The following is a 20419-nucleotide window of genomic DNA, read 5'->3' as shown; positions in this document are numbered from 1 at the left end:
CGGGTTGTTCCTCCCGGGCCCTCGGCCCGGAAGGGAGTCACCGGATCACGCGGGAAGCACGACCACCCGGCGCTCGGGCTCCTCACCCTCAGACTCGCTCCGCAGGCCCGCCGCCGCCACCGCGTCGTGCACCACCTTGCGCTCGAAAGGCGTCATCGGGTCCAGCTTCACGGGCTGCCCGCTGCCCTTGGCCTCTTCCGCGGCCTTGGCGCCCAGCTCCGACAGCTCGGTGCGCTTGCGCGCACGGAACCCCGCGATGTCCAGCATCAGCCTGCTGCGGTCGCCGGTCTCCCGGTGCACCGCGAGCCGGGTCAGCTCCTGCAGGGCCTCCAGCACCTCGCCGTCGCGGCCGACCAGCTTCTGCAGGTCCCGGCTGGTCGATTCGCTGATGATCGACACCGCGGCGCGGTCCGCCTCGACGTCCATGTCGATGTCGCCGTCGAGGTCCGCGATGTCCAGCAGACCCTCAAGGTAGTCAGCCGCGATCTCGCCTTCCTGCTCCAGGCGAGTCAGAGTGTCGACACCCTCGGCCGGGGTGGTGCCTTCCGTCACGGATGGACTCCTTCTTACTTCTTGGATGGGTGCTTCGGGCCGCGCTGGCCCTTGCGCTGCCCGGACTTGGCGTTACGCGAGGAACCAGAGGCGGAGCTGCCGGTCGACTTGCCGGGCTGCGCCCCCTTCTTCCCCTTCTCCAGCGAGGTCTTCTCGGCGCCCGCTCCGGACGTCCCCGCGCCCTTCGCGGTCTGCGCCGTGGCCTTGGCCCGGCCCTGTCCCCGCCCGCTCTTCGCCCCGCCCGCCGGAGGCGTCGCGGCGCCGCCCGGCTTGGGCTTGGCGCCCGGCGCCTTCACCGCACCACCGGCCTGCGCCGCCGCTGCCTGGCGCTGGGCCTTGGTCTGCTTCCTGGGCTGCTGCCGGTTGGCCCGGGCGACCTCGACGGCCTGCCGCGCCTCGACGACCTCCGGGTCCTCCTTGAGCTTGCCCTTGGCGCGCAGCCGCTCCTGGCGGTGGGCGTAGGCGACGCTGCCGGGGGTGGGGTTGCGGCGGATGATGAACATCTGCTGCCCCATGGTCCACACGTTGGTGGTCAGCCAGTAGACGAGCACACCGACCGGGAAGTTGATGCCGAAGACGGCGAACATGATCGGGAAGATGTACATCAACATCTTCTGCTGCTGCATGAACGGCGTCTTGACCGTCAGGTCGACGTTCTTCGTCATCAGCTGACGCTGGGTGAAGAACTGCGACGCCGACATCAGGATGATCATCGTGATCGTGACGACGCGGACGTCGGTGAGCGTGGCACCGAGCCCCTCGACCTTGGACGCGCTGCTCATGAACTTCACGGACAGCGGGGCGCCGAAGATGTGCGCCTCACGGGCGCTGTCCACGAGGTCCTGGTTGATGAAGCCGACCGGGTGGTTGTTCGCGATCTTGTTGAGCACCTGGTAGAGCGCGATGAAGAACGGCGACTGCGCGAGGATCGGCAGGCAGCTCGAGAGCGGGTTGGTGCCCGTCTCCTTGTAGAGCTTCATCATCTCTTCGGACTGGCGCTGCTTGTCGCTCTTGTAGCGCTCCTGGATCGCCTTCATCCGGGGCTGGAGCGCCTGCATGTTCCGCGTGGCCTTGATCTGCTTCACGAAGAGCGGGATCAGGCAGATGCGGATGAGCACCACCAGCGAGACGATCGACAGGCCCCAAGCCCAGCCGCTGTTCTTGTCGAAGACGAGGCTGTACAGCGAGTGGAACTGGACGATGATCCAGGAAACTACGTCATAGAGAGGACCGAGGATCGTGTCCACGAATCAGGCTCCTTGGGCGTTGGGCTGAGACTCAGGCTGCGCGGCGGGCTCGGCGGTGGAGTGCCCACGCAGACGACTCCGCAGCCACTGGTGCCACACCGGGCGCTTCCGGGCGGGTACGTGATCGACACCTCCGTGCGACCACGGGTTGCAGCGCAGAATGCGCCAGGCCGTCAGCGCCGTGCCCTTCACCGCACCGTGCACGTTGATGGCCGTGTAGCCATAGTGCGAGCACGACGGGTAGTACTTGCAGACCGGCCCCAGCATGGGGCTGATGGTCCACTGGTAGAGCTTGATCAACCACAGCAGCGGGTACTTCATCGCGGCACCCTCCCCTTGGTCTGCCCCCCGAGGTTCACCGAGGGAGTCTCCGGGGAGGCCCCACCCAGCAGCCGCCGTAGCGCGGTGTCGAGATCGCGGGCCAGTTGCTCGTGGCCTGCCTCGCCCGCGCCGGGCAGCGCCCGTACGACTACCAGGCTACCGGGGGGGAAGCGGTCGAGTCGGTCGCGCACCAGGTGGCGCAACCGCCGCTTCACCAGGTTTCGGGTGACGGCGTTGCCGACCGCTTTGCTGACGACGAAACCCGCACGCACCTGAGGAGCTGTCTCCCCAGGTGGGTGCGGGTCCGATGTACCGCTTCGCAGATGCACGACAAGGAGCGGGCGCCCGGCCCTGCGTCCTCGGCGTACCGCGGTCGCAAAGTCCTCGCGCCGCCTCAGCCGATGCTCGGTAGGCAGCACGTCATGACCTGTGCTGGTCAGGCGGACAGACGGGCGCGACCCTTGCCACGGCGGGACGCGAGGATCGCGCGGCCGGCACGGGTGCGCATACGCAGCCGGAAGCCGTGGGTCTTCGCGCGGCGGCGGTTGTTCGGCTGGAAGGTGCGCTTGCTCACTCGGGGGCTCCAGAAATGAATGTGTAGTGGCGGGACATCGCCTGGCTGTCACCGTGCGCCCACGAGAAGCTCGTATACGCCCGATTGCACCGCTTTCTCACCACGGATCGTGGATGTATGCCCATCGGAGGCAGGCGGCAGCAGCCATCGACAACTCGACCTGGTTACGGTACGCGCGGCTACGCCATTCGGTCAAACCAACCTGGGCGCATCGCTCCACCACCACCGTATACCGGGGCGCCAGAGCACGAGGCGACGCCGCATGGCACATTTGTACACACCCTGTGGACAACGACTTGAACCACGCGCGTCGGCCTGACTACCGTGGCGGAACTCCGAATCCTTCCCGCCCGTCCCAAGAACCACGCATTCGTGGGACCTGTCGGCGTCCCCCTCCGAGTGAGTGAGTGAGCGTGCCCTGTGGCTGACGTACCTGCCGATCTTGCCGCAGTGTGGCCACGCGTATTGGAGCAGCTCCGCGGCGAGGGCAGAGGGCAGGGCGTCGAGGCCAAGGACGAGCACTGGATCAACCGCTGCCAGCCGCTGGCGCTGGTCGCCGACACCGCCCTGCTCGCGGTGCCCAACGAGTTCGCCAAGGGCGTGCTCGAGGGTCGGCTCGCGCCCCTGATCAGCGACGCGCTCAGCCGCGAGTGCGGCCGTCCGATCCGTATCGCGATCACGGTGGACGACTCCAAGAACGAGCCCGCCGCACCGCAGCCCCAGGGCCCCGCCCCGCACCACCCGTCCGCCCCGCACCAGGGCCACGACGGCCAGCAGTCCCGCTACGGCGACACCCCGCGGGACACCTTCGACAGCCGTGACGGCTATGAGGCGCGTGACGGCAGGGACGCCAGGGACGCCAGGGACACCCGTACCGGGCGCGACGGATACGACGGTGGCCGCGAGGGCTACGAGTCCCGCGACGCCTACGAGCCCTACGACGGCCGGGACGCCTACGACAAGCGGGACCCCTACGACGCGCCCGTCGCCCGCGAGGCGTACGAGGGTCGCGAGGGCTACGACGGGCGCGAGGCGCGGGACGCGTACGACACGCGCGACGGGCGCGAGACGCGGGACGGCTACGACGGGCGCGAGAGCTACGGCCGCCCCGGCGACGAGCTGCCCAGCGCCCGCCCCGCCTACCCCGACTACCCGCAACAGCGCCCCGACCCCGGCGCCTGGCCGCGCTCCGGCGGCGCCCCGCCGCCCGAATCGCGCGGCGACTACAACACCTGGCAGCAGCCCCGGCTCGGCGGCTTCCCGGACGCGGACCCGTACGCCCAGCGCGGCCAGCACCCGCAGCACGGGCCGCCCGCGCACGGGGGCTCGCCCTACGAGTCGCAGCGCCGCGACCCCGCCGACCCCTCCTCCGTGCCCCCCAGGCCCGGGCCCGGCGGTCAGGGCCCCGGGCGCGGTGGTCCGCCCGCGCCGACGGGCGCGCCCGGGCCGCTCGCCGCGCAGCCCGCGCCGGCCCCGGGCCCCGGGGAGCCCACCGCGCGGCTGAACCCGAAGTACCTCTTCGACACCTTCGTCATCGGCGCCTCCAACCGCTTCGCGCACGCCGCCGCGGTGGCCGTAGCGGAGGCGCCGGCCAAGGCGTACAACCCGCTGTTCATCTACGGGGAGTCGGGGCTCGGCAAGACGCACCTGTTGCACGCGATCGGGCACTACGCGCGCAGCCTCTACCCGGGGACGCGGGTGCGGTACGTGAGCTCGGAGGAGTTCACGAACGAGTTCATCAACTCCATCCGCGACGGCAAGGCGGACGCGTTCCGCAAGCGGTACCGCGACATGGACATCCTGCTCGTGGACGACATCCAGTTCCTCGCGAGCAAGGAGTCGACGCAGGAGGAGTTCTTCCACACCTTCAACACGCTGCACAACGCCAACAAGCAGATCGTGCTGTCCTCGGACCGGCCGCCGAAGCAGTTGGTGACGCTGGAGGACCGGCTGCGCAACCGCTTCGAGTGGGGCCTGATCACCGATGTGCAGCCGCCCGAGCTGGAGACGCGCATCGCGATCCTCCGGAAGAAGGCGGTGCAGGAACAGCTCAACGCGCCCCCGGAGGTGCTGGAGTTCATCGCCTCCCGCATCTCGCGCAACATCCGGGAGCTTGAGGGCGCGCTGATCCGGGTGACGGCGTTCGCCAGCCTCAACCGGCAGCCGGTGGACCTGGGGCTGACCGAGATCGTGCTCAAGGACCTGATCCCGGGCGGTGAGGACGCGGCCCCGGAGATCACGGCCACCGCGATCATGGCCGCGACCGCGGACTACTTCGGGCACACCGTCGACGACCTGTGCGGCGCCTCCCGCAGCCGGGTCCTGGTGACCGCCCGGCAGATCGCGATGTACCTGTGCCGCGAGCTGACGGACCTGTCGCTGCCCAAGATCGGCGCGCAGTTCGGCGGCCGTGACCACACGACGGTGATGCACGCCGACCGCAAGATCCGGGCCCTGATGGCCGAGCGGCGGTCCATCTACAACCAGGTGACCGAGCTGACCAACCGCATCAAGAACGGCTGACGCCCACACCCCGCCGCGACCTCCGTTCCGTGGGGCCCGCCTCCGGGCCCCACCTCTCGTTCCCGTGCCTGGCCCGCCTCGGCCCACTCCTGGCCCGCCCCCGCACCGCGTCCGTGCCCGGCCGGCCCCGTCCGCCCGGGGCGTCCCCGCGTCCCCAGGCTGCCCCGCGCCCGTCGCGTACCGCGCCGCGTCCACCTCCGCGCCACGGACGATCCCCATGCTGTGGATGGTTCCGCCGATCCCGCCGGTCCTGCCGATCCCCGCGCGGCTCCGCCGCGTGCCCGCAGCCGCGCGGCCTCGTAGCCGTACCCCGCCGCTCGGGGCGTCCCGACCGTTCCCTGGCGCGTCCTGGCGGAGGCGCGGCGCCCTCCGTCCCGGCGGACGCCGAACACACCTGCCGTGCGGCGGCACCGCTTCGTCAGAACGCTTCCTCCGGCGCCCCCGGTATCGCTCCGGGAGCGCCATTTCGCGTTCATCGACCGGTCCGGAAGCCGTCGTGGAGCGGATACGGGACGGTCACGGCGGGGACACCCGCCGGGGAAGGTGTTCGATTACGGAGGTGGACACGGGTCTTCTCCACAGATGTGGGCACTATTTCGCGTCCACAGGCTGGGGACTGCTGGACTGTCCCAAGCGTGTCCACAGGCCACCCCGGTGAGAGAGGATCTTCCGAGGTCAGCCGCGTGTGGATTTGTGGCAAACCGTCATCCACAGGCTGTGGACAACATTTCGTCCACAGGGCGCCCCGATCGGTTGTCCACTGCCTACCCACAGCTCAGCCGGCCTTGTGCACAGCTTTGGCCGCCTTCTCCACACCGTTGTCCACTGTTCGGCAACGCGACACCCTCTCTCACCGGACCGAGTGAAAGGCGTCACACCAAGGTGCCGGGTTGGGCTGTGGGGAACGTGGGTAAAACTGGGGACGCGGCTGGGGAGAAGTAGGGCCTCCCTGTGTACCGGGTGTGCAGAACTTTCGGTGGTCCACAGAGACCCCGGGTTATCCACCACCGTCGCCCACAGGGCCAGTGGACAAAAAACGCACCGTGACCTGCGCAAAGGCAGTTATCCACGGTTTCCACAGCCCCTACTACTACGACCACACATTGAGAGCGAGAAGTTCGTTTCGAAGTGGGGCCTGTGCACAACTCGGGTCCGGGTCGCTCCCACGCCCTCGCACCGACTTGACCCCGAGGCGCACCCGCTGTCGGTGGCGTGCGTCAGACTGGTCTCCGGCAATCAGCCGACGACGAAGGCCAGCAGGGCGAGTCAGAAACAGCAGGAGGCGGTTCCGGTGAAGATCCGGGTGGAGCGCGATGTACTCGCGGAGGCAGTGGCCTGGGCAGCCCGCAGCCTCCCGGCCCGTCCGCCCGTCCCCGTCCTCGCGGGCCTGCTGCTGAAGGCGGAGGAGGGCTCGCTGAGCCTCTCCGGCTTCGACTACGAGGTCTCCGCCCGTGTCTCCGTCGAGGCCGACGTCGAGGAGGACGGCACGGTCCTGGTCTCCGGTCGACTGCTGGCCGACATCTGCCGCGCGCTGCCGAACCGCCCGGTGGAGATCTCCACAGACGGTGTACGCGTGACCGTCGTCTGCGGCTCCTCGCGGTTCACCCTCCACACCCTGCCTGTGGAGGAGTACCCGGCGCTGCCGCAGATGCCCAGCGTCACCGGCACCGTGCCCGGCGAGGTCTTCGCCGCCGCAGCCGCGCAGGTGGCCATCGCCGCCGGCCGCGACGACACGCTCCCGGTCCTCACCGGCGTGCGCATCGAGATCGAGGGCGACCACGTCACCCTGGCCTCCACCGACCGCTACCGCTTCGCGGTCCGCGAGTTCCTGTGGAAGCCGGAGGCGGCCGACCTGTCCGCCGTCGCGCTGGTGCCCGCCAAGACGCTCCTCGACACGGCCAAGTCGCTGACCAGCGGCGACACCGTGAGCATCGCGCTCGCGGGCTCCGGCGCCGGCGAGGGCCTGATCGGCTTCGAGGGCGCCGGCCGGCGGACGACGACCCGCCTGCTCGAAGGCGACCTGCCGAAGTACCGCACGCTGTTCCCGACCGAGTTCAACTCGGTCGCGGTGATCGAGACCGCGCCGTTCGTCGAGGCGGTCAAGCGCGTGGCGCTGGTGGCCGAGCGCAACACCCCGGTGCGGCTCAGCTTCGAGCAGGGCGTGCTGATCCTGGAGGCCGGCTCCAGCGACGACGCACAGGCTGTGGAGCGCGTGGACGCGCAGCTTGAGGGCGACGACATCTCGATCGCCTTCAACCCGACCTTCCTGCTGGACGGGCTCAGCGCGATCGACTCGCCGGTGGCCCAGCTCTCGTTCACCACCTCGACCAAGCCCGCCCTGCTGAGCGGCCGGCCGGCCGTCGACGCGGAGGCCGACGAGGCGTACAAGTACCTGATCATGCCGGTGCGCCTGTCCGGCTGAGGCACGTGGCCCTCGGGCCGCGGGCGCTCCCCGCGGCCCAGCGAGCGGATCGCGCCGCGGTGGCTCAGAGTGAGCACGAGGGCGGGTCCCCCGTCAGCCTCAGGCGGCCCGCGCACGGCGTACGGCGACGTCCCGTATGAGCGGCGGAGCCCACAGTCGTGCGGGCGGGGCCGGGCGTAGGCTCGGTTGCGTTACCCAACGCACTCACTCCGGCAAGAAGGATTAGTGATGGAGCTCGGTCTCGTCGGTCTCGGCAAGATGGGCGGCAACATGCGCGAGCGCATCCGCCGCGCAGGCCACACCGTCATCGGATACGACCGCAACCCGGACCTCGCCGACGTGGCGAGCCTGGAGGAGCTGGTCGGCCAGCTCCAGGGGCCGCGCGTGGTGTGGGTGATGGTCCCCGCCGGGGCGGCCACCCAGTCCACGATCGACGAACTCGGGGCGCTGCTGTCCCCCGGCGACGTCGTCGTGGACGGCGGCAACTCGCGGTGGACGGACGACGAGAAGCACGCCGCGGAGCTGGCCGAGAAGGGCATCGGCTTCGTGGACTGCGGCGTCTCGGGCGGCGTCTGGGGCCTGGAGAACGGCTACGCGCTGATGTACGGCGGCGACGAGGAGCACGTCGCCAAGGTGCAGCCGGTCTTCGATGCGTTGAAGCCCGGTGGAACAGCCGAGCGAAGCTCGTCCGGCCAGGGTGGCGGTGGGCGACAGGAGGGCGAGTTCGGCTCGGTGCACGCGGGCAAGGTCGGCGCCGGCCACTTCGCCAAGATGGTGCACAACGGCATCGAGTACGCCATGATGCAGGCCTTCGCCGAGGGCTGGGAGCTGCTGGAGGCGGTGGACTCGGTCACCGACGTCCGCGAGGTCTTCCGTAGCTGGCAGGAGGGCACGGTCATCCGGTCCTGGCTGCTCGACCTGGCCGTGCGCGCGCTGGACGACGACGAGCACCTGGCGAAGCTGCGGGGGTACGCGCAGGACTCCGGCGAGGGCCGGTGGACCGTGGAGGCGGCCATCGACCACGCGGTGCCGCTGCCGGCGATCACCGCGTCGCTGTTCGCCCGCTTCGGGTCGCGGCAGGACGACTCGCCGTCGATGAAGATGATCGCCGCGCTGCGCAACCAGTTCGGCGGCCACGCGGTCACGAGCAGCACGGACAAGTAACAGCAGGTCAGCGCGTGTCGTAGGAGGCGCGCTCGGACGTTGGTCGACGGGGGAGGTCGGTACGGAAACCATGCACGTCTCGCATTTGTCACTCGCCGACTTCCGCTCGTACGCCCGGGTCGAGGTTCCCCTTGACCCGGGCGTCTCCGCGTTCGTCGGCCCCAACGGGCAGGGCAAGACCAACCTGGTCGAGGCCGTCGGCTACCTGGCGACCCTGGCCAGCCACCGGGTCTCCTCCGACGCGCCGCTGGTGCGCATGGGCGCCGAGCGGGCGATCGTGCGGGCTGCGGTCGTGCAGGGCGACCGGCAGCAGCTCATCGAGCTCGAACTCAACCCGGGCCGGGCCAACCGCGCCAGGATCAACCGGTCTTCGCAGGTCAGGCCGCGTGACGTGCTCGGCATCGTGCGGACGGTGCTGTTCGCGCCGGAGGACCTGGCACTGGTCAAGGGCGACCCCGGCGAGCGGCGGCGGTTCCTCGACGAGCTGATCACGGCCAGGTCGCCGCGGATGGCCGGGGTGCGCTCCGACTACGACCGGGTGCTCAAGCAGCGCAACACGCTGCTCAAGACGGCGGCCATGGCGCGCCGGCACGGCGGTCGGCAGCTCGACCTGTCCACGCTGGACGTCTGGGACCAGCATCTGGCCCAGGTGGGCGCGGAGTTGCTGGCCCAGCGGCTCGACCTGGTGGCCACGCTGCGCCCGCTGGCCGACAAGGCGTACGAGCAACTCGCCCCCGGCGGTGGGCCGGTGGTCCTGGAGTACCGGAGTTCCGTCAGCGAGACGGCGGGCGGCGCCGCGCTCGGCGCGGAGACGGGCCGGCCGGAGCTGTACGAGTTGCTGCGCTCGGCGCTGGGCGAGGCGCGCAAGCGGGAGATCGAGCGGGGCGTGACGCTGGTCGGCCCGCACCGGGACGATCTGCTGCTGAAACTGGGCGAGCTGCCCGCGAAGGGGTACGCGAGCCACGGCGAGTCCTGGTCGTACGCGCTGGCGCTGCGGCTCGCCTCGTACGACCTGCTGCGGTCCGAGGGCAACGAGCCGGTGTTGGTGCTGGACGACGTCTTCGCCGAGCTGGACGTGCGCCGCCGGGAGCGGCTCGCGGAGCTGGTGGCCCCGGGCGAGCAGGTGTTGGTGACGGCCGCGGTGGACGACGACGTGCCGGGGGTGCTGGCGGGCGTGCGGTACGCGGTCTCCGAAGGCGTGGTGGAGCGCATATGACGTGGCCTGTGGCGGGCGGTCCGGGCGGGGAGCGCGACGGGGCCCGGGGGGCGCGGGCCGGCGCGGACCGCGACGGCGGCCCGGGCGCGGGCCCGGCCGGTGCGGCGGCCGAGCCCACGGGCGTGGACCTGGCGCGGGTGGCGTTGCGGGCGGCGAAGGAGCGCGCCCGCGCGCACGGCGCGGCGGCACAGCAGAAGAAGCAGGCCAGGCGCGGCGGGTTGCGCTCGGGCGCGCGGGCGGACGGGCGCGATCCGCTGCCGTTGGGCGCGGCCATCAACCGGCTGATCACCGAACGCGGTTGGGAGGCGCCCGCGGCGGTCGGGGGCGTGATGGGCCGCTGGCCCCAGCTCGTCGGGCCCGAGGTCGCGCAGCACTGCGAGCCGCAGCGGTACGACGAGGACGCGCGGGTGCTGACGGTGTGCTGCGACTCCACGGCCTGGGCCACCCAGCTCCGGTTGCTGGCGCCGCAGCTCGTGGCGCGGCTCAACGCGGACCTGGGCCACGGCACGGTGCGCACGCTCAAGGTGCTCGGCCCCGGCGGCCCCCCGCGGCGGTACGGCCCGCTGCGCGCGCCCGGCAGCCGTGGCCCGGGCGACACCTACGGGTGACCTGACGCGCGGGCCCGCCCCGGCGGCCGGAAGCGAGGCGCGGGTCTCCTCGCTCCGCTGTCGCGGGGGGCTCGTGCCGCTGTCGTAGGGCTTGTGCGCCGCGCGTCTCGTGCCCCACGGGCACAACGGCGGCAGAAATCAGCCGTGGGCCGTGCGGGGGCGTGCGTCGGTGTCGGAGACGGGCGTGGCGGCGCGAGGCGGCGGGGCCGCTGTGGTCCGCGCCCGCGTGATGTGTTGGTGGCATATTTCCCGCGACCTGCGGCGATGCGCCGGCGGGCGCGGCCGGCGCGTCCCCGGGCGCGCGCGGCGGGGGACGCGCAGCGTGCGGGGGCGGTGGCGCCGTGGCGCGCGCCGCCGACGCGGGCGCGGGCGGCGATGCCACCGGCCCCGTGCCCGTGGCGGGTGACGGGGCGTGGGACGGGCGGGAACATTGAGACGCCGGTCACATCGCCGGTCGTTGATGGGTCGAAGCGCTGAGTGCCTGTGTGAGCCTCCTGGAAGCCCAGGCCAGATATGGGGAGTAGGAAGGCGCCGGTTCAGGGCGGCAGTCGCCGACTCAGGCACCCGCAAGCCCCAATTCTGTCGGTGGTTACCGGTAGACTGGAGTACACCGTCGCCGCTTGCGCACACGGTGGCTCACCGTGCGTGCGGGGCATTCGAAAGACAAGGCCGGTCCTCCGTACCAGGGGTTCGGCTCTGCTGTGCCAGAAAGGGCGCTTCGTGGCCGATTCCGGCAACCCCAACGAGAAGATCACCGCTTCCCCGACCGAGGCTGACACCGCCGCGGTGGGTACGGACGTCAACGGGGCACCTCCGCCCTCGTACGACGCCAGCGCGATCACGGTCCTGGAGGGCCTGGACGCGGTCCGTAAGCGACCCGGCATGTACATCGGGTCGACCGGTGAGCGCGGTCTGCACCACCTGGTCCAAGAGGTGGTGGACAACTGCGTTGACGAGGCGCTGGCCGGACACGCCGACCGGATCGACGTGACGATCCTGGCCGACGGTGGCGTGCGCGTCATCGACAACGGGCGCGGTATCCCCGTCGACATGCACCCGGTGGAGAAGAAGCCGGCCGTCGAGGTCGTGCTGACCGTGCTGCACGCGGGCGGCAAGTTCGGCGGTGGCGGTTACGCCGTCTCCGGTGGTCTGCACGGCGTGGGTGTCTCGGTCGTCAACGCGCTGTCCACGAAGTTGGCCGTGGACGTCAAGCGGGACGGTTTCCGCTGGACGCAGGATTACAAGCAGGGCGTGCCGACGGCCCCGCTCGCCAAGAACGAGGCGGTGACGGAGACCGGCACGACGGTGACGTTCTGGGCCGACCCGGACGTCTTCGAGACGACGGAGTACTCGTTCGAGACGCTCGCCCGCCGGTTCCAGGAGATGGCGTTCCTCAACAAGGGACTGACCATCGCCCTGACCGACGAGCGCGAGGCGCACGTCGACGAGGAGGGCAAGCCGCTCTCGGCCACGTACCACTACGAGGGCGGCATCGTCGACTTCGTGAAGTACCTGAACTCGCGCAAGGGCGAGCTGGTGCATCCCACGGTGATCGACATCGAGGCCGAGGACAAGGAGCGGCTGCTCTCGCTCGAGGTCGCGATGCAGTGGAACACCCAGTACACCGAGGGTGTCTACAGCTTCGCCAACACGATCCACACCCACGAGGGCGGCACCCACGAGGAGGGCTTCCGCGCGGCGCTGACGTACTTGATCAACAAGTACGCGCGGGAGAAGAAGCTGCTGCGTGAGAAGGACGACAACCTCACCGGCGAGGACATCCGCGAGGGTCTGACCGCGATCATCTCGGTCAAGCTGGGCGAGCCGCAGTTCGAGGGCCAGACCAAGACGAAGCTGGGCAACACCGAGGCCAAGACCTTCGTCCAGAAGATCATCAACGAGCACCTGGCGGACTGGCTCGACCGCAACCCCAACGAGGCCGCGGACATCATCCGCAAGTCGATCCAGGCGGCCACCGCCCGGGTCGCGGCCCGCAAGGCGCGCGACCTGACCCGCCGCAAGGGCCTGCTCGAGACGGCGTCGCTGCCGGGCAAGCTCAGCGACTGCCAGTCCAACGACCCGACGCAGTGCGAGATCTTCATCGTCGAGGGTGACTCCGCCGGCGGCTCGGCCAAGTCCGGCCGGAACCCGCAGTACCAGGCGATCCTTCCCATCCGCGGCAAGATCCTCAACGTCGAGAAGGCGCGGATCGACAAGATCCTCCAGAACACCGAGGTGCAGGCGCTGATCTCGGCGTTCGGCACCGGGGTGCACGAGGACTTCGACATCGCCAAGCTCCGCTACCACAAGATCATCTTGATGGCGGACGCTGACGTCGACGGCCAGCACATCAACACGCTGCTGCTCACCTTCCTCTTCCGCTTCATGCGACCGCTGGTGGAAGCCGGGCACGTCTTCCTGTCCCGCCCCCCGCTCTACAAGATCAAGTGGGGTCGGGACGACTTCGAGTACGCGTACTCCGACCGCGAGCGCGACGCGCTGATCGCGGCCGGGCGCGAGCAGGGCAAGCGCATCCGGGACGACTCCGTGCAGCGCTTCAAGGGTCTCGGCGAGATGAACGCCGAGGAGCTGCGCGTGACCACGATGGACGTCGACCACCGCGTGCTCGGCCAGGTCACGCTGGACGACGCGGCCCAGGCCGACGACCTGTTCTCGGTGCTGATGGGCGAGGACGTCGAGGCGCGCCGCTCGTTCATCCAGCGCAACGCCAAGGACGTCCGCTTCCTCGACATCTGAGTCGGCCCCTCCCCGGCCGCGCAGCCGGGCTCCCCGCCGCCGCCTGAAAGGATCTTGACCAGCAATGGCCGACGAGAACCCCCCCACCACCGAGAACCCCGAGCTGACCCCGCAGGCCGAGGGCGCCGGGATGCGTGTCGAGCCGGTCGGGCTCGAAACGGAGATGCAGCGCTCGTACCTCGACTACGCGATGAGCGTGATCGTCTCGCGCGCGCTGCCCGACGTGCGGGACGGCCTCAAGCCGGTGCACCGGCGCGTGCTGTACGCGATGTACGACGGCGGCTACCGGCCCGAGAAGGGCTTCTACAAGTGCGCCCGCGTCGTCGGCGACGTCATGGGTACGTACCACCCGCACGGTGACGCCTCGATCTACGACGCGCTGGTGCGCCTCGCGCAGCACTGGTCGATGCGGCTGCCGCTGGTGGACTCCAACGGCAACTTCGGCTCGCCCGGCAACGACCCGGCCGCCGCCATGCGGTACACCGAGTGCAAGATGGCCCCGCTGGCCATGGAGATGCTCCGGGACATCGACGAGGAGACCGTCGACTTCCAGGACAACTACGACGGCCGTAACCAGGAGCCGACGGTCCTGCCGGCGCGGTTCCCGAACCTGCTGGTCAACGGCTCGGCCGGGATCGCGGTCGGCATGGCGACCAACATCCCGCCGCACAACCTGCGCGAGGTCGCCGAGGGCGCCCAGTGGTGCCTGGCCAACCCGGAGGCATCCGCCGAGGAGCTGCTGGACGCGCTCATCGACCGGATCAAGGGCCCCGACTTCCCGACCGGCGCCCTGGTGGTGGGCCGCAAGGGCATCGAGGAGGCGTACCGCACCGGGCGTGGCTCGATCACGATGCGCGCGGTGGTCGAGGTCGAGGAGATCCAGAACCGCCAGTGCCTGGTCGTCACCGAGCTGCCGTACCAGGTCAACCCGGACAACCTGGCCCAGAAGATCGCCGACCTGGTGAAGGACGGCAAGATCGGCGGCATCGCCGACGTGCGGGACGAGACGTCCTCGCGCACCGGCCAGCGGCTGGTCATCGTGCTCAAGCGGGACGCGGTCGCCAAGGTCGTCCTGAACAACCTGTACAAGCACACCGACCTGCAGACCAACTTCGGCGCCAACATGCTGGCCCTGGTCGACGGCGTGCCGCGCACCCTCTCGCTGGACGCCTTCATCCGGCACTGGGTCGCCCACCAGGTCGAGGTCATCGTCCGGCGCACCCGCTACCGGCTGCGCAAGGCCGAGGAGCGGGCGCACATCCTGCGCGGCCTGCTCAAGGCGCTGGACGCGATCGACGAGGTCATCGCGCTGATCCGGCGCAGCGACACGGTGGACATCGCGCGTGAGGGCCTGATGGGGCTGCTCACCATCGACGAGATCCAGGCCAACGCGATCCTGGAGATGCAGCTCCGCCGGCTGGCCGCGCTGGAGCGGCAGAAGATCGTCGCCGAGCACGACGAGCTCCAGGCGAAGATCGACGAGTACAACGCGATCCTGGCCTCGCCCGAGCGGCAGCGGCAGATCATCAGCGAGGAACTGACCGCGCTGGTGGAGAAGTTCGGCGACGACCGGCGCAGCAAGCTGGTGCCCTTCGACGGCGACATGTCCATCGAGGACCTGATCGCCGAGGAGGACATCGTCGTCACGATCACCCGTGGCGGCTACGTCAAGCGCACCAAGACCGAGGACTACCGCTCGCAGAAGCGCGGCGGCAAGGGCGTGCGGGGCACGAAGCTCAAGCAGGACGACATCGTCTCCCACTTCTTCGTCTCCACCACCCACCACTGGCTGCTGTTCTTCACCAACAAGGGCCGGGTCTACCGGGCCAAGGCGTACGAGCTGCCCGACGCCGGGCGCGAGGCGCGCGGCCAGCACGTCGCCAACCTGCTGGCCTTCCAGCCGGACGAGCAGATCGCCCGCATCCTGGCCATCCGGGACTACGAGGCGGCGCCGTACCTGGTCCTGGCCACCAAGGCCGGCCTGGTGAAGAAGACGGTGCTCAAGGACTACGACTCGCCGCGCTCCGGCGGCGTCATCGCCATCAACCTGCGGGAGACCGAGGAGGGCGGCGAGGACGAGCTGATCGGCGCCGAACTGGTCTCGGCCGAGGACGATCTGCTGCTGGTGAGCCGCAAGGCGCAGTCCATCCGGTTCACCGCGACGGACGAGGCGCTGCGCCCGATGGGGCGCGCCACCTCGGGTGTGAAGGGCATGAGCTTCCGCGAGGGTGACGAGCTGCTCTCGATGAATGTCGTCCGGGCCGGTACGTTCGTCTTCACCGCCACCGATGGCGGATACGCCAAGCGGACGGATGTGGATGAATATCGCGTGCAGGGGCGTGGTGGCCTCGGTATCAAGGCCGCCAAGATCGTGGAGGATCGCGGCTCGCTCGTCGGCGCGTTGGTCGTCGAGGAGAGTGACGAGATCCTGGCGATCACCCTCAGCGGCGGTGTGATCCGTACGCGGGTCAACGAGGTCAGGGAGACGGGCCGTGACACCATGGGCGTTCAACTGATCAATCTGGGCAAGCGGGATGCCGTGGTGGGCATCGCACGCAACGCCGAAGCGGGACGCGAGGCCGAAGAGGTCGAGGAGCTGGTCGAAGCGTCCGACGAGGCGGGCCCGGAATCAGCCGAGGGCGAGGCGCCCACGGCCGGGAGCGATCAGGAGTAAGTCGTGACTGGAGCCACGGGCGCCGAGGGTGCCGAGGGCCGTCGGCCCGCGGGACCCGCGACCGCGTCGAGCGGCGGCGCCCGTGGCTCGGCTGCTGACTCCCGCAGGGGAGCGGCTGACTCCCAGAGGGGAACCGTGACGGACACCCGAGGTGCCAAGCAGGGCTACGAGTCGTTCTCGGCGAGCCCACTGCCCAATGAGCGGCCGGCTTCGCAGCAGTCCCAGCCCTACCACCCGCCGCACGCCTACGCGCCCCCCGCGGGTGCGCCGGGCGCGGCGTCGGAGGGTGGGCAGGGGCCGGCGCCCCAGCAGGCGGTGCGCCGACCGCGTACGCCCGCGGGTGCGCGTACCGTGCCGCGCACCCGCAAGGCGCGACTGCGGGTGGCGAAGGTCGATCCCTGGTCCGTGATGAAGGTGAGTTTCCTGCTCTCCATCGCGCTGGGGATCTGCACGATCATCGCGGCCTCCGTGCTGTGGATGACGATGGACGCGATGGGCGTCTTCTCCACCGTGGGTGGCACGATCAGCGACGCCACGGAATCCAACGAGGGTGGCGGCTTTGACCTGGAATCCTTCCTGTCGTTGCCTCGCGTGCTGGTCTTCACGTCGGTCATCGCGGTCATCGACGTGGTTCTGGCGACCGCCCTGGCAACGCTGGGGGCGTTCATCTACAACCTGTCGGCGGGCTTCGTCGGCGGCGTTGAGCTGACGCTGGCGGAGGACGAGTAGGACGGTGGCGCGGTAGCGCCCACTGAGACGGCGTCGCGGCCCGGTTCGGGCGGCGGCGCCGTTTGCGTGTGGGGGGCCGTTGGAGTGTGGCGGCGCCGTGGGAGCGTGCGGGGGCGGCGGCGTGGGCCGGGCGCGGCCCAGGGTCCTGGGGGCCTTGTGCCCGGTCGGGGTGCTTGCCGGCCCGGTCGGGGCGCGGCTCGCGTGGGCTGGGGCGTGGGCCGCGGGGGGCGGTGAACGGGTGGGAATTCGGCGGGGAAGGGCGGCCCGGGAGCGGGCGCGCGTGGGCTCGGCGGATACCGATTTTGGGACAGGGCTGGTGGTGCGCTAATCTTTCGGTGCAGCGCGGGGCTATAGCTCAGACGGTTAGAGCGCTTCCCTGATAAGGAAGAGGCCACAGGTTCAAGTCCTGTTAGCCCCACCGATGCGAACGGCCCGGATGGCGAATAGCCAGCCGGGCCGATTCTTTTGTCCACCCACTGAGTTGGGCCAGGGCCTAGGTCACTGATCGGTATCGGTTGGTGTGTATAGTCGAGCGCCAGAAGGTCTCCTACGTCAAGGAAAGACGAGGTCGCGCGGTGAAGAAGCTTCTCCTGGTCGCACTGGCCGCAATCGGCGGGCTCCTCGTGTACCGCCAGATCCAGGCGGATCGCGCCGAGCAGGATCTGTGGACGGAGGCGACCGACTCCGTGCCCTCAGGTTCGGGTGTGTGAGTCGCACTAGTCGTTATTGCGGGGCCTTGATCGCGTAGCGCGGTCGGGGTCCCGTAGTGCGTCGTGGGCGCGCGGGACGTCGCGGGTGAGCGGGGTTTCGCGGGCGCGCGGCTGGCGGGCCGGCGCGTGATGTCCACCCCCTTGAGTTCACGTAAGCAAAGAATTAGCTTGCACGAGCAAAACGTGGTGCCGGGAACCGCTACGCCAAGGAGTGACGCCCGATGGACGACCGCCGCCGCAGGCACCCCTCCCGCCTGGTCGCCCTGGCGGCCCTGTGCGCGGCGGGAGCGGTCGGCGGGCTGATACCCGGCCCCGCACAGGCCCTCCCCGGTACCGACGCACGCACCTACCGCACTGCGGGCACGCCCATCCGTGGCGGCCTGACCAGCGACGACGCCCCGTCGCTGGCGGTTGGCGGGCCGCGCGTCGACAGCATCGGCGCGGGCGAGACCCGGTTCTACGCGGTCGACCTCGACGACCGGTCCACCGCCTACGTGTCGGCCGTCGCCGCGCCGCCACCGGGCGCGCACCTCGACGCGTACCGGGACGAGATACGCCTGACGCTGACCCGGCTGGACGGCGGGCGGTGCGACACCGCGATCGCCGGGGCCGACGCGGACGACGTGGCCCACCCGTTCGGCACCGCCGTCGTCCGCCAGCCCGGTTCGGGCACGGCGGCGCGGTGCGGCGCCGCGGGCCGGCACCTGGTCAAGGTCGAGCGGCCCGACTCGACGGCCGGCCGCGACGAGCGTTGGACGCTGGAGCTGCGCTCCCTGCGCGAGCCGGGGATCAAGGGCGAGCCCAGTGGACAGCCGGCGAAGGACAGCGAGGGCGCCGACACGCCCCTCCCGCGCTCCGGCAGCCCCCGACAGCGCGCGGGCGGCACCGGGTTCAACGACGCCACCCCGCTCACCTCGGGCGCCTGGCAGGACACCGTCGCGCCCGGCCAGACCCGCTTCTTCAAGGTCCCCGTCGACTGGGGACAACAGCTCCTGACCAGCGTCGAAGTCCCGGCCCCCGAGGGCTCGTCGGGCAAGCCGACGGGCAGCGCGGGCTTTCTGCGCGACGCGCTCGGCGCGGCCGTCCACAACCCGGCGCGCGCCCTGCTCGCGACCAACCACTTCGTGCCGTACAAGGGCAACCCGAGCACCTCCAGGATCGGCACCGCGCCGCTGGCCTACGTCAACCGCACGGAGCGCTCCCGGGCGGCCGTGCGGGCCGCGAGCGTCGCCGGCTGGTACTACGTCGCCGTCACCGTGAGCCCGCAGATGGAGCGCTACTTCGAGGACGGCGTACCGGTGACCGTGCGCGTCCACGTGAAGGGCGACGCCGAGCCGGGCCCCCGCTACGACGGCAGCGCCACGGCCGGCGGCTTCGGTGTCGGCGCTGATCAGGGGCGGATCGGCCAACCGGGGCCGGGGGCCGCCGAGGAGGACGACCGGCTGCGGGCCGTCGCGTACGGCGGGTTCGGGCTCGGTACGGCGCTGTTGGCCGGCCTCGGCGCGTGGAAGCTGACCGCGCGCCGGCGCGCCGGCGTCCCGGTGGCGGGCGCGGGCCCGCACGGCGGGATCGACAACTCCGCCCGTTAGTCCGGGGGTTGTGGCCGGTGGCGCGGGCGCGCGTGGCGGGCTGTCGCGGTCCGGGCCGGGTTAGCTGGCCAGCAGCGCCCAGGTGCCGACGGCGAAGCAGAGGGCCGCGGCGACCAGGATGGCGAGCGTGACGGCGCGCGAGGGACCCGCTGGGCGCGGGGCCGCGTGCGTGGCCGCCGGCGGCGCCACGGGGCGCGTTGCCGAGGTCGCCGCGCCCCCCTGACCGGGCGGGCCAGGCGGGCCGGACGGGCCGCGCGCCTCGCCCGCCGAACCGGGGGCTACGGGGCCAGGGTGCGCAACGGGCCGCGCGGCCGGGCCGGTTGGCGTCGGTAGGGGCGCGGTCGCGGTCGGGTCCGGGGGCGGGGCGGTGATCGGCGTGCCCGGGGCGCTGGCCGGCCTGACGACCGCGGTCGAGTCCGTGTCGGCATGCGCCGCCTTGACCGCCGACGAGGGGTACGCCGGGGGCGGCGCCGGCGTGTGCGGGCCGTACGGCGGGAGCGGTGAGCCCTGCGGGTACGCCGTCGCGTGCCCGGCGCCCTGCGGGCCGGGCGACTGCGCGGCGGGGTACGGGAGGGTCGGCGGCGTGGGCGTCGGCGTTGGCGTGGTGTGCGGGCCCTGCGGATAGCCGTACGCGGCCTGGTAGGGCGGCTGTTGGGCCGGCGGGAGGTGCGGGGTGGCCTGGGCGTGAGGGCCGCCCGACGCGTTGGACGGTGGCGCGCCGACGTACGCGCCCGGCGCCTGCGGCGTGCCGGCGTAGGGGGGCGCGAGGGGGGTGGGGGTCGGCGTGGGCTCCGACGGCAGCGGGGGCAGCGCCGTGGGCGCCAGCGGCGTGGGCGTCGGCGTGGCGTCGGGCGGCCAGGGAGGGGTCGGTCGCGGGGGCGCGGGCGGTGTCGGGTCGGCGCGCGTGGCCGCGGGTGGCAGCGGGGTGTGCGACGGCGCGCTGGGGGTGGCGTCCGGCGGCCCGGGCGCGGGGTCGGTTGCGGCCGGTCCCTGGTCGGGCGCGGACGCGGGGTCGGACGCGGGGTCGGGGTTGGCTGGCTCGGTCGGTGCCGACGCCGGTGCCGGTGGCTCTGGCGCGGGCTGCGGCGGGGCGAGCGGGAAGCTGCCGGTCTGCGACATGGCGGGCTCGGCCTCGGTGGCCGTCGGTGGCCCGGGCAGGGAGCCGGTGTCCACGTCGGGCCCGCCGGCCGCGAGATCCCGCCCGGCGCCGTGCGCCTGCCCCTGCCGCTGTGCCCGCGCCTGCCGCTGCCCCTGTTCGGGGTGCGCGGGCGTGTGTGGCGTGCCGGCCGGTGGGGCGCCGCGGGGCGGGCCAGAGGCGGCGTCGGGGGCCGGG

Annotated in this window: 15 protein-coding genes and 1 tRNA gene; 11 read left to right on the top strand and 5 right to left on the bottom strand. The window is 71.4% G+C overall.

What is annotated here, in order from left to right; genetic code table 11:
* Positions 1 to 45: 45 nt before the first annotated feature.
* Genes H7H31_RS16300 through rpmH form a run of 5 tightly spaced genes read right to left on the bottom strand, consistent with a single transcriptional unit; the run spans position 46 to position 2694 of the window.
* The gene (locus H7H31_RS16300; RefSeq protein WP_176162916.1) at positions 46 to 552 is read right to left on the bottom strand and encodes a Jag family protein; all 507 of its coding nucleotides are present in this window, start codon (positions 550 to 552) and stop codon (positions 46 to 48) included.
* Between the two features lie 14 nt (positions 553 to 566).
* Positions 567 to 1799: a membrane protein insertase YidC gene (gene yidC, locus H7H31_RS16295; RefSeq protein ID WP_187061842.1), complete on the bottom strand. Its 1233-nt coding sequence runs from the start codon at positions 1797 to 1799 to the stop codon at positions 567 to 569.
* A gap of 3 nt (positions 1800 to 1802) precedes the next feature.
* Entirely contained in the window at positions 1803 to 2120 is a 318-nt protein-coding gene (yidD, locus tag H7H31_RS16290; RefSeq protein ID WP_176162918.1) for a membrane protein insertion efficiency factor YidD, read from the bottom strand.
* Positions 2117 to 2539 (bottom strand): ribonuclease P protein component, encoded by a 423-nt coding sequence (gene rnpA, locus H7H31_RS16285; RefSeq protein ID WP_176162919.1) that lies wholly within the window; start codon positions 2537 to 2539, stop codon positions 2117 to 2119. Before rnpA ends, yidD begins: the two co-directional genes overlap by 4 nt.
* 17 nt (positions 2540 to 2556) lie before the next feature.
* The gene (rpmH, locus tag H7H31_RS16280) at positions 2557 to 2694 is read right to left on the bottom strand and encodes a 50S ribosomal protein L34 (RefSeq protein WP_003949374.1); all 138 of its coding nucleotides are present in this window, start codon (positions 2692 to 2694) and stop codon (positions 2557 to 2559) included.
* A 420-nt stretch (positions 2695 to 3114) separates the two neighbouring features.
* Here rpmH and dnaA point away from each other — a divergent pair, with 420 nt between their 5' ends.
* The 11 genes from dnaA (at position 3115) to H7H31_RS16225 (ending at position 19086) form a co-directional block, all read left to right on the top strand.
* A complete protein-coding gene (dnaA, locus tag H7H31_RS16275) occupies positions 3115 to 5217 on the top strand; it encodes a chromosomal replication initiator protein DnaA (protein WP_187117945.1) in 2103 nt (700 codons plus the stop codon).
* A gap of 1291 nt (positions 5218 to 6508) precedes the next feature.
* Positions 6509 to 7639 carry a DNA polymerase III subunit beta gene (dnaN, locus tag H7H31_RS16270; RefSeq protein ID WP_176162921.1) on the top strand — a complete coding sequence of 377 codons (1131 nt, stop codon included), beginning with the start codon at positions 6509 to 6511 and terminating at the stop codon, positions 7637 to 7639.
* 228 nt (positions 7640 to 7867) lie between these two features.
* Positions 7868 to 8803 (top strand): phosphogluconate dehydrogenase (NAD(+)-dependent, decarboxylating), encoded by a 936-nt coding sequence (gene gnd, locus H7H31_RS16265; RefSeq protein ID WP_187061976.1) that lies wholly within the window; start codon positions 7868 to 7870, stop codon positions 8801 to 8803.
* A gap of 70 nt (positions 8804 to 8873) precedes the next feature.
* Entirely contained in the window at positions 8874 to 10019 is a 1146-nt protein-coding gene (recF, locus tag H7H31_RS16260; protein ID WP_187061975.1) for a DNA replication/repair protein RecF, read from the top strand.
* On the top strand, positions 10016 to 10627 hold the full coding sequence (locus H7H31_RS16255; RefSeq protein ID WP_232109896.1) for a DUF721 domain-containing protein: 612 nt from the start codon (positions 10016 to 10018) through the stop codon (positions 10625 to 10627). Before recF ends, H7H31_RS16255 begins: the two co-directional genes overlap by 4 nt.
* Before the next feature lie 696 nt (positions 10628 to 11323).
* The gene (gyrB, locus tag H7H31_RS16250; protein ID WP_176166251.1) at positions 11324 to 13384 is read left to right on the top strand and encodes a DNA topoisomerase (ATP-hydrolyzing) subunit B; all 2061 of its coding nucleotides are present in this window, start codon (positions 11324 to 11326) and stop codon (positions 13382 to 13384) included.
* A 64-nt stretch (positions 13385 to 13448) separates the two neighbouring features.
* A complete protein-coding gene (gyrA, locus tag H7H31_RS16245) occupies positions 13449 to 16058 on the top strand; it encodes a DNA gyrase subunit A (RefSeq protein ID WP_187061974.1) in 2610 nt (869 codons plus the stop codon).
* Between the two features lie 135 nt (positions 16059 to 16193).
* Complete coding sequence (locus H7H31_RS16240) at positions 16194 to 16787, top strand: DUF3566 domain-containing protein (protein ID WP_187061973.1); 594 nt, start codon at positions 16194 to 16196, stop codon at positions 16785 to 16787.
* Between the two features lie 344 nt (positions 16788 to 17131).
* Positions 17132 to 17205, top strand: a tRNA-Ile gene (locus H7H31_RS16235).
* Between the two features lie 157 nt (positions 17206 to 17362).
* Positions 17363 to 17497, top strand: coding sequence for a DLW-39 family protein (locus H7H31_RS33965; protein ID WP_208809277.1), 135 nt, complete (start codon positions 17363 to 17365; stop codon positions 17495 to 17497).
* 221 nt (positions 17498 to 17718) lie between these two features.
* Positions 17719 to 19086, top strand: coding sequence for a hypothetical protein (locus tag H7H31_RS16225; RefSeq protein ID WP_187059836.1), 1368 nt, complete (start codon positions 17719 to 17721; stop codon positions 19084 to 19086).
* The last annotated feature ends 1333 nt before the right edge of the window (positions 19087 to 20419 follow it).

It is taken from the genome of Streptomyces buecherae, from assembly GCF_014295035.1.
Lineage (GTDB): Bacteria > Actinomycetota > Actinomycetes > Streptomycetales > Streptomycetaceae > Streptomyces > Streptomyces youssoufiensis.
The sequence above is the reverse complement of the archived record's forward strand: the minus strand, read 5'-3'. Positions and strand labels throughout refer to the sequence as shown.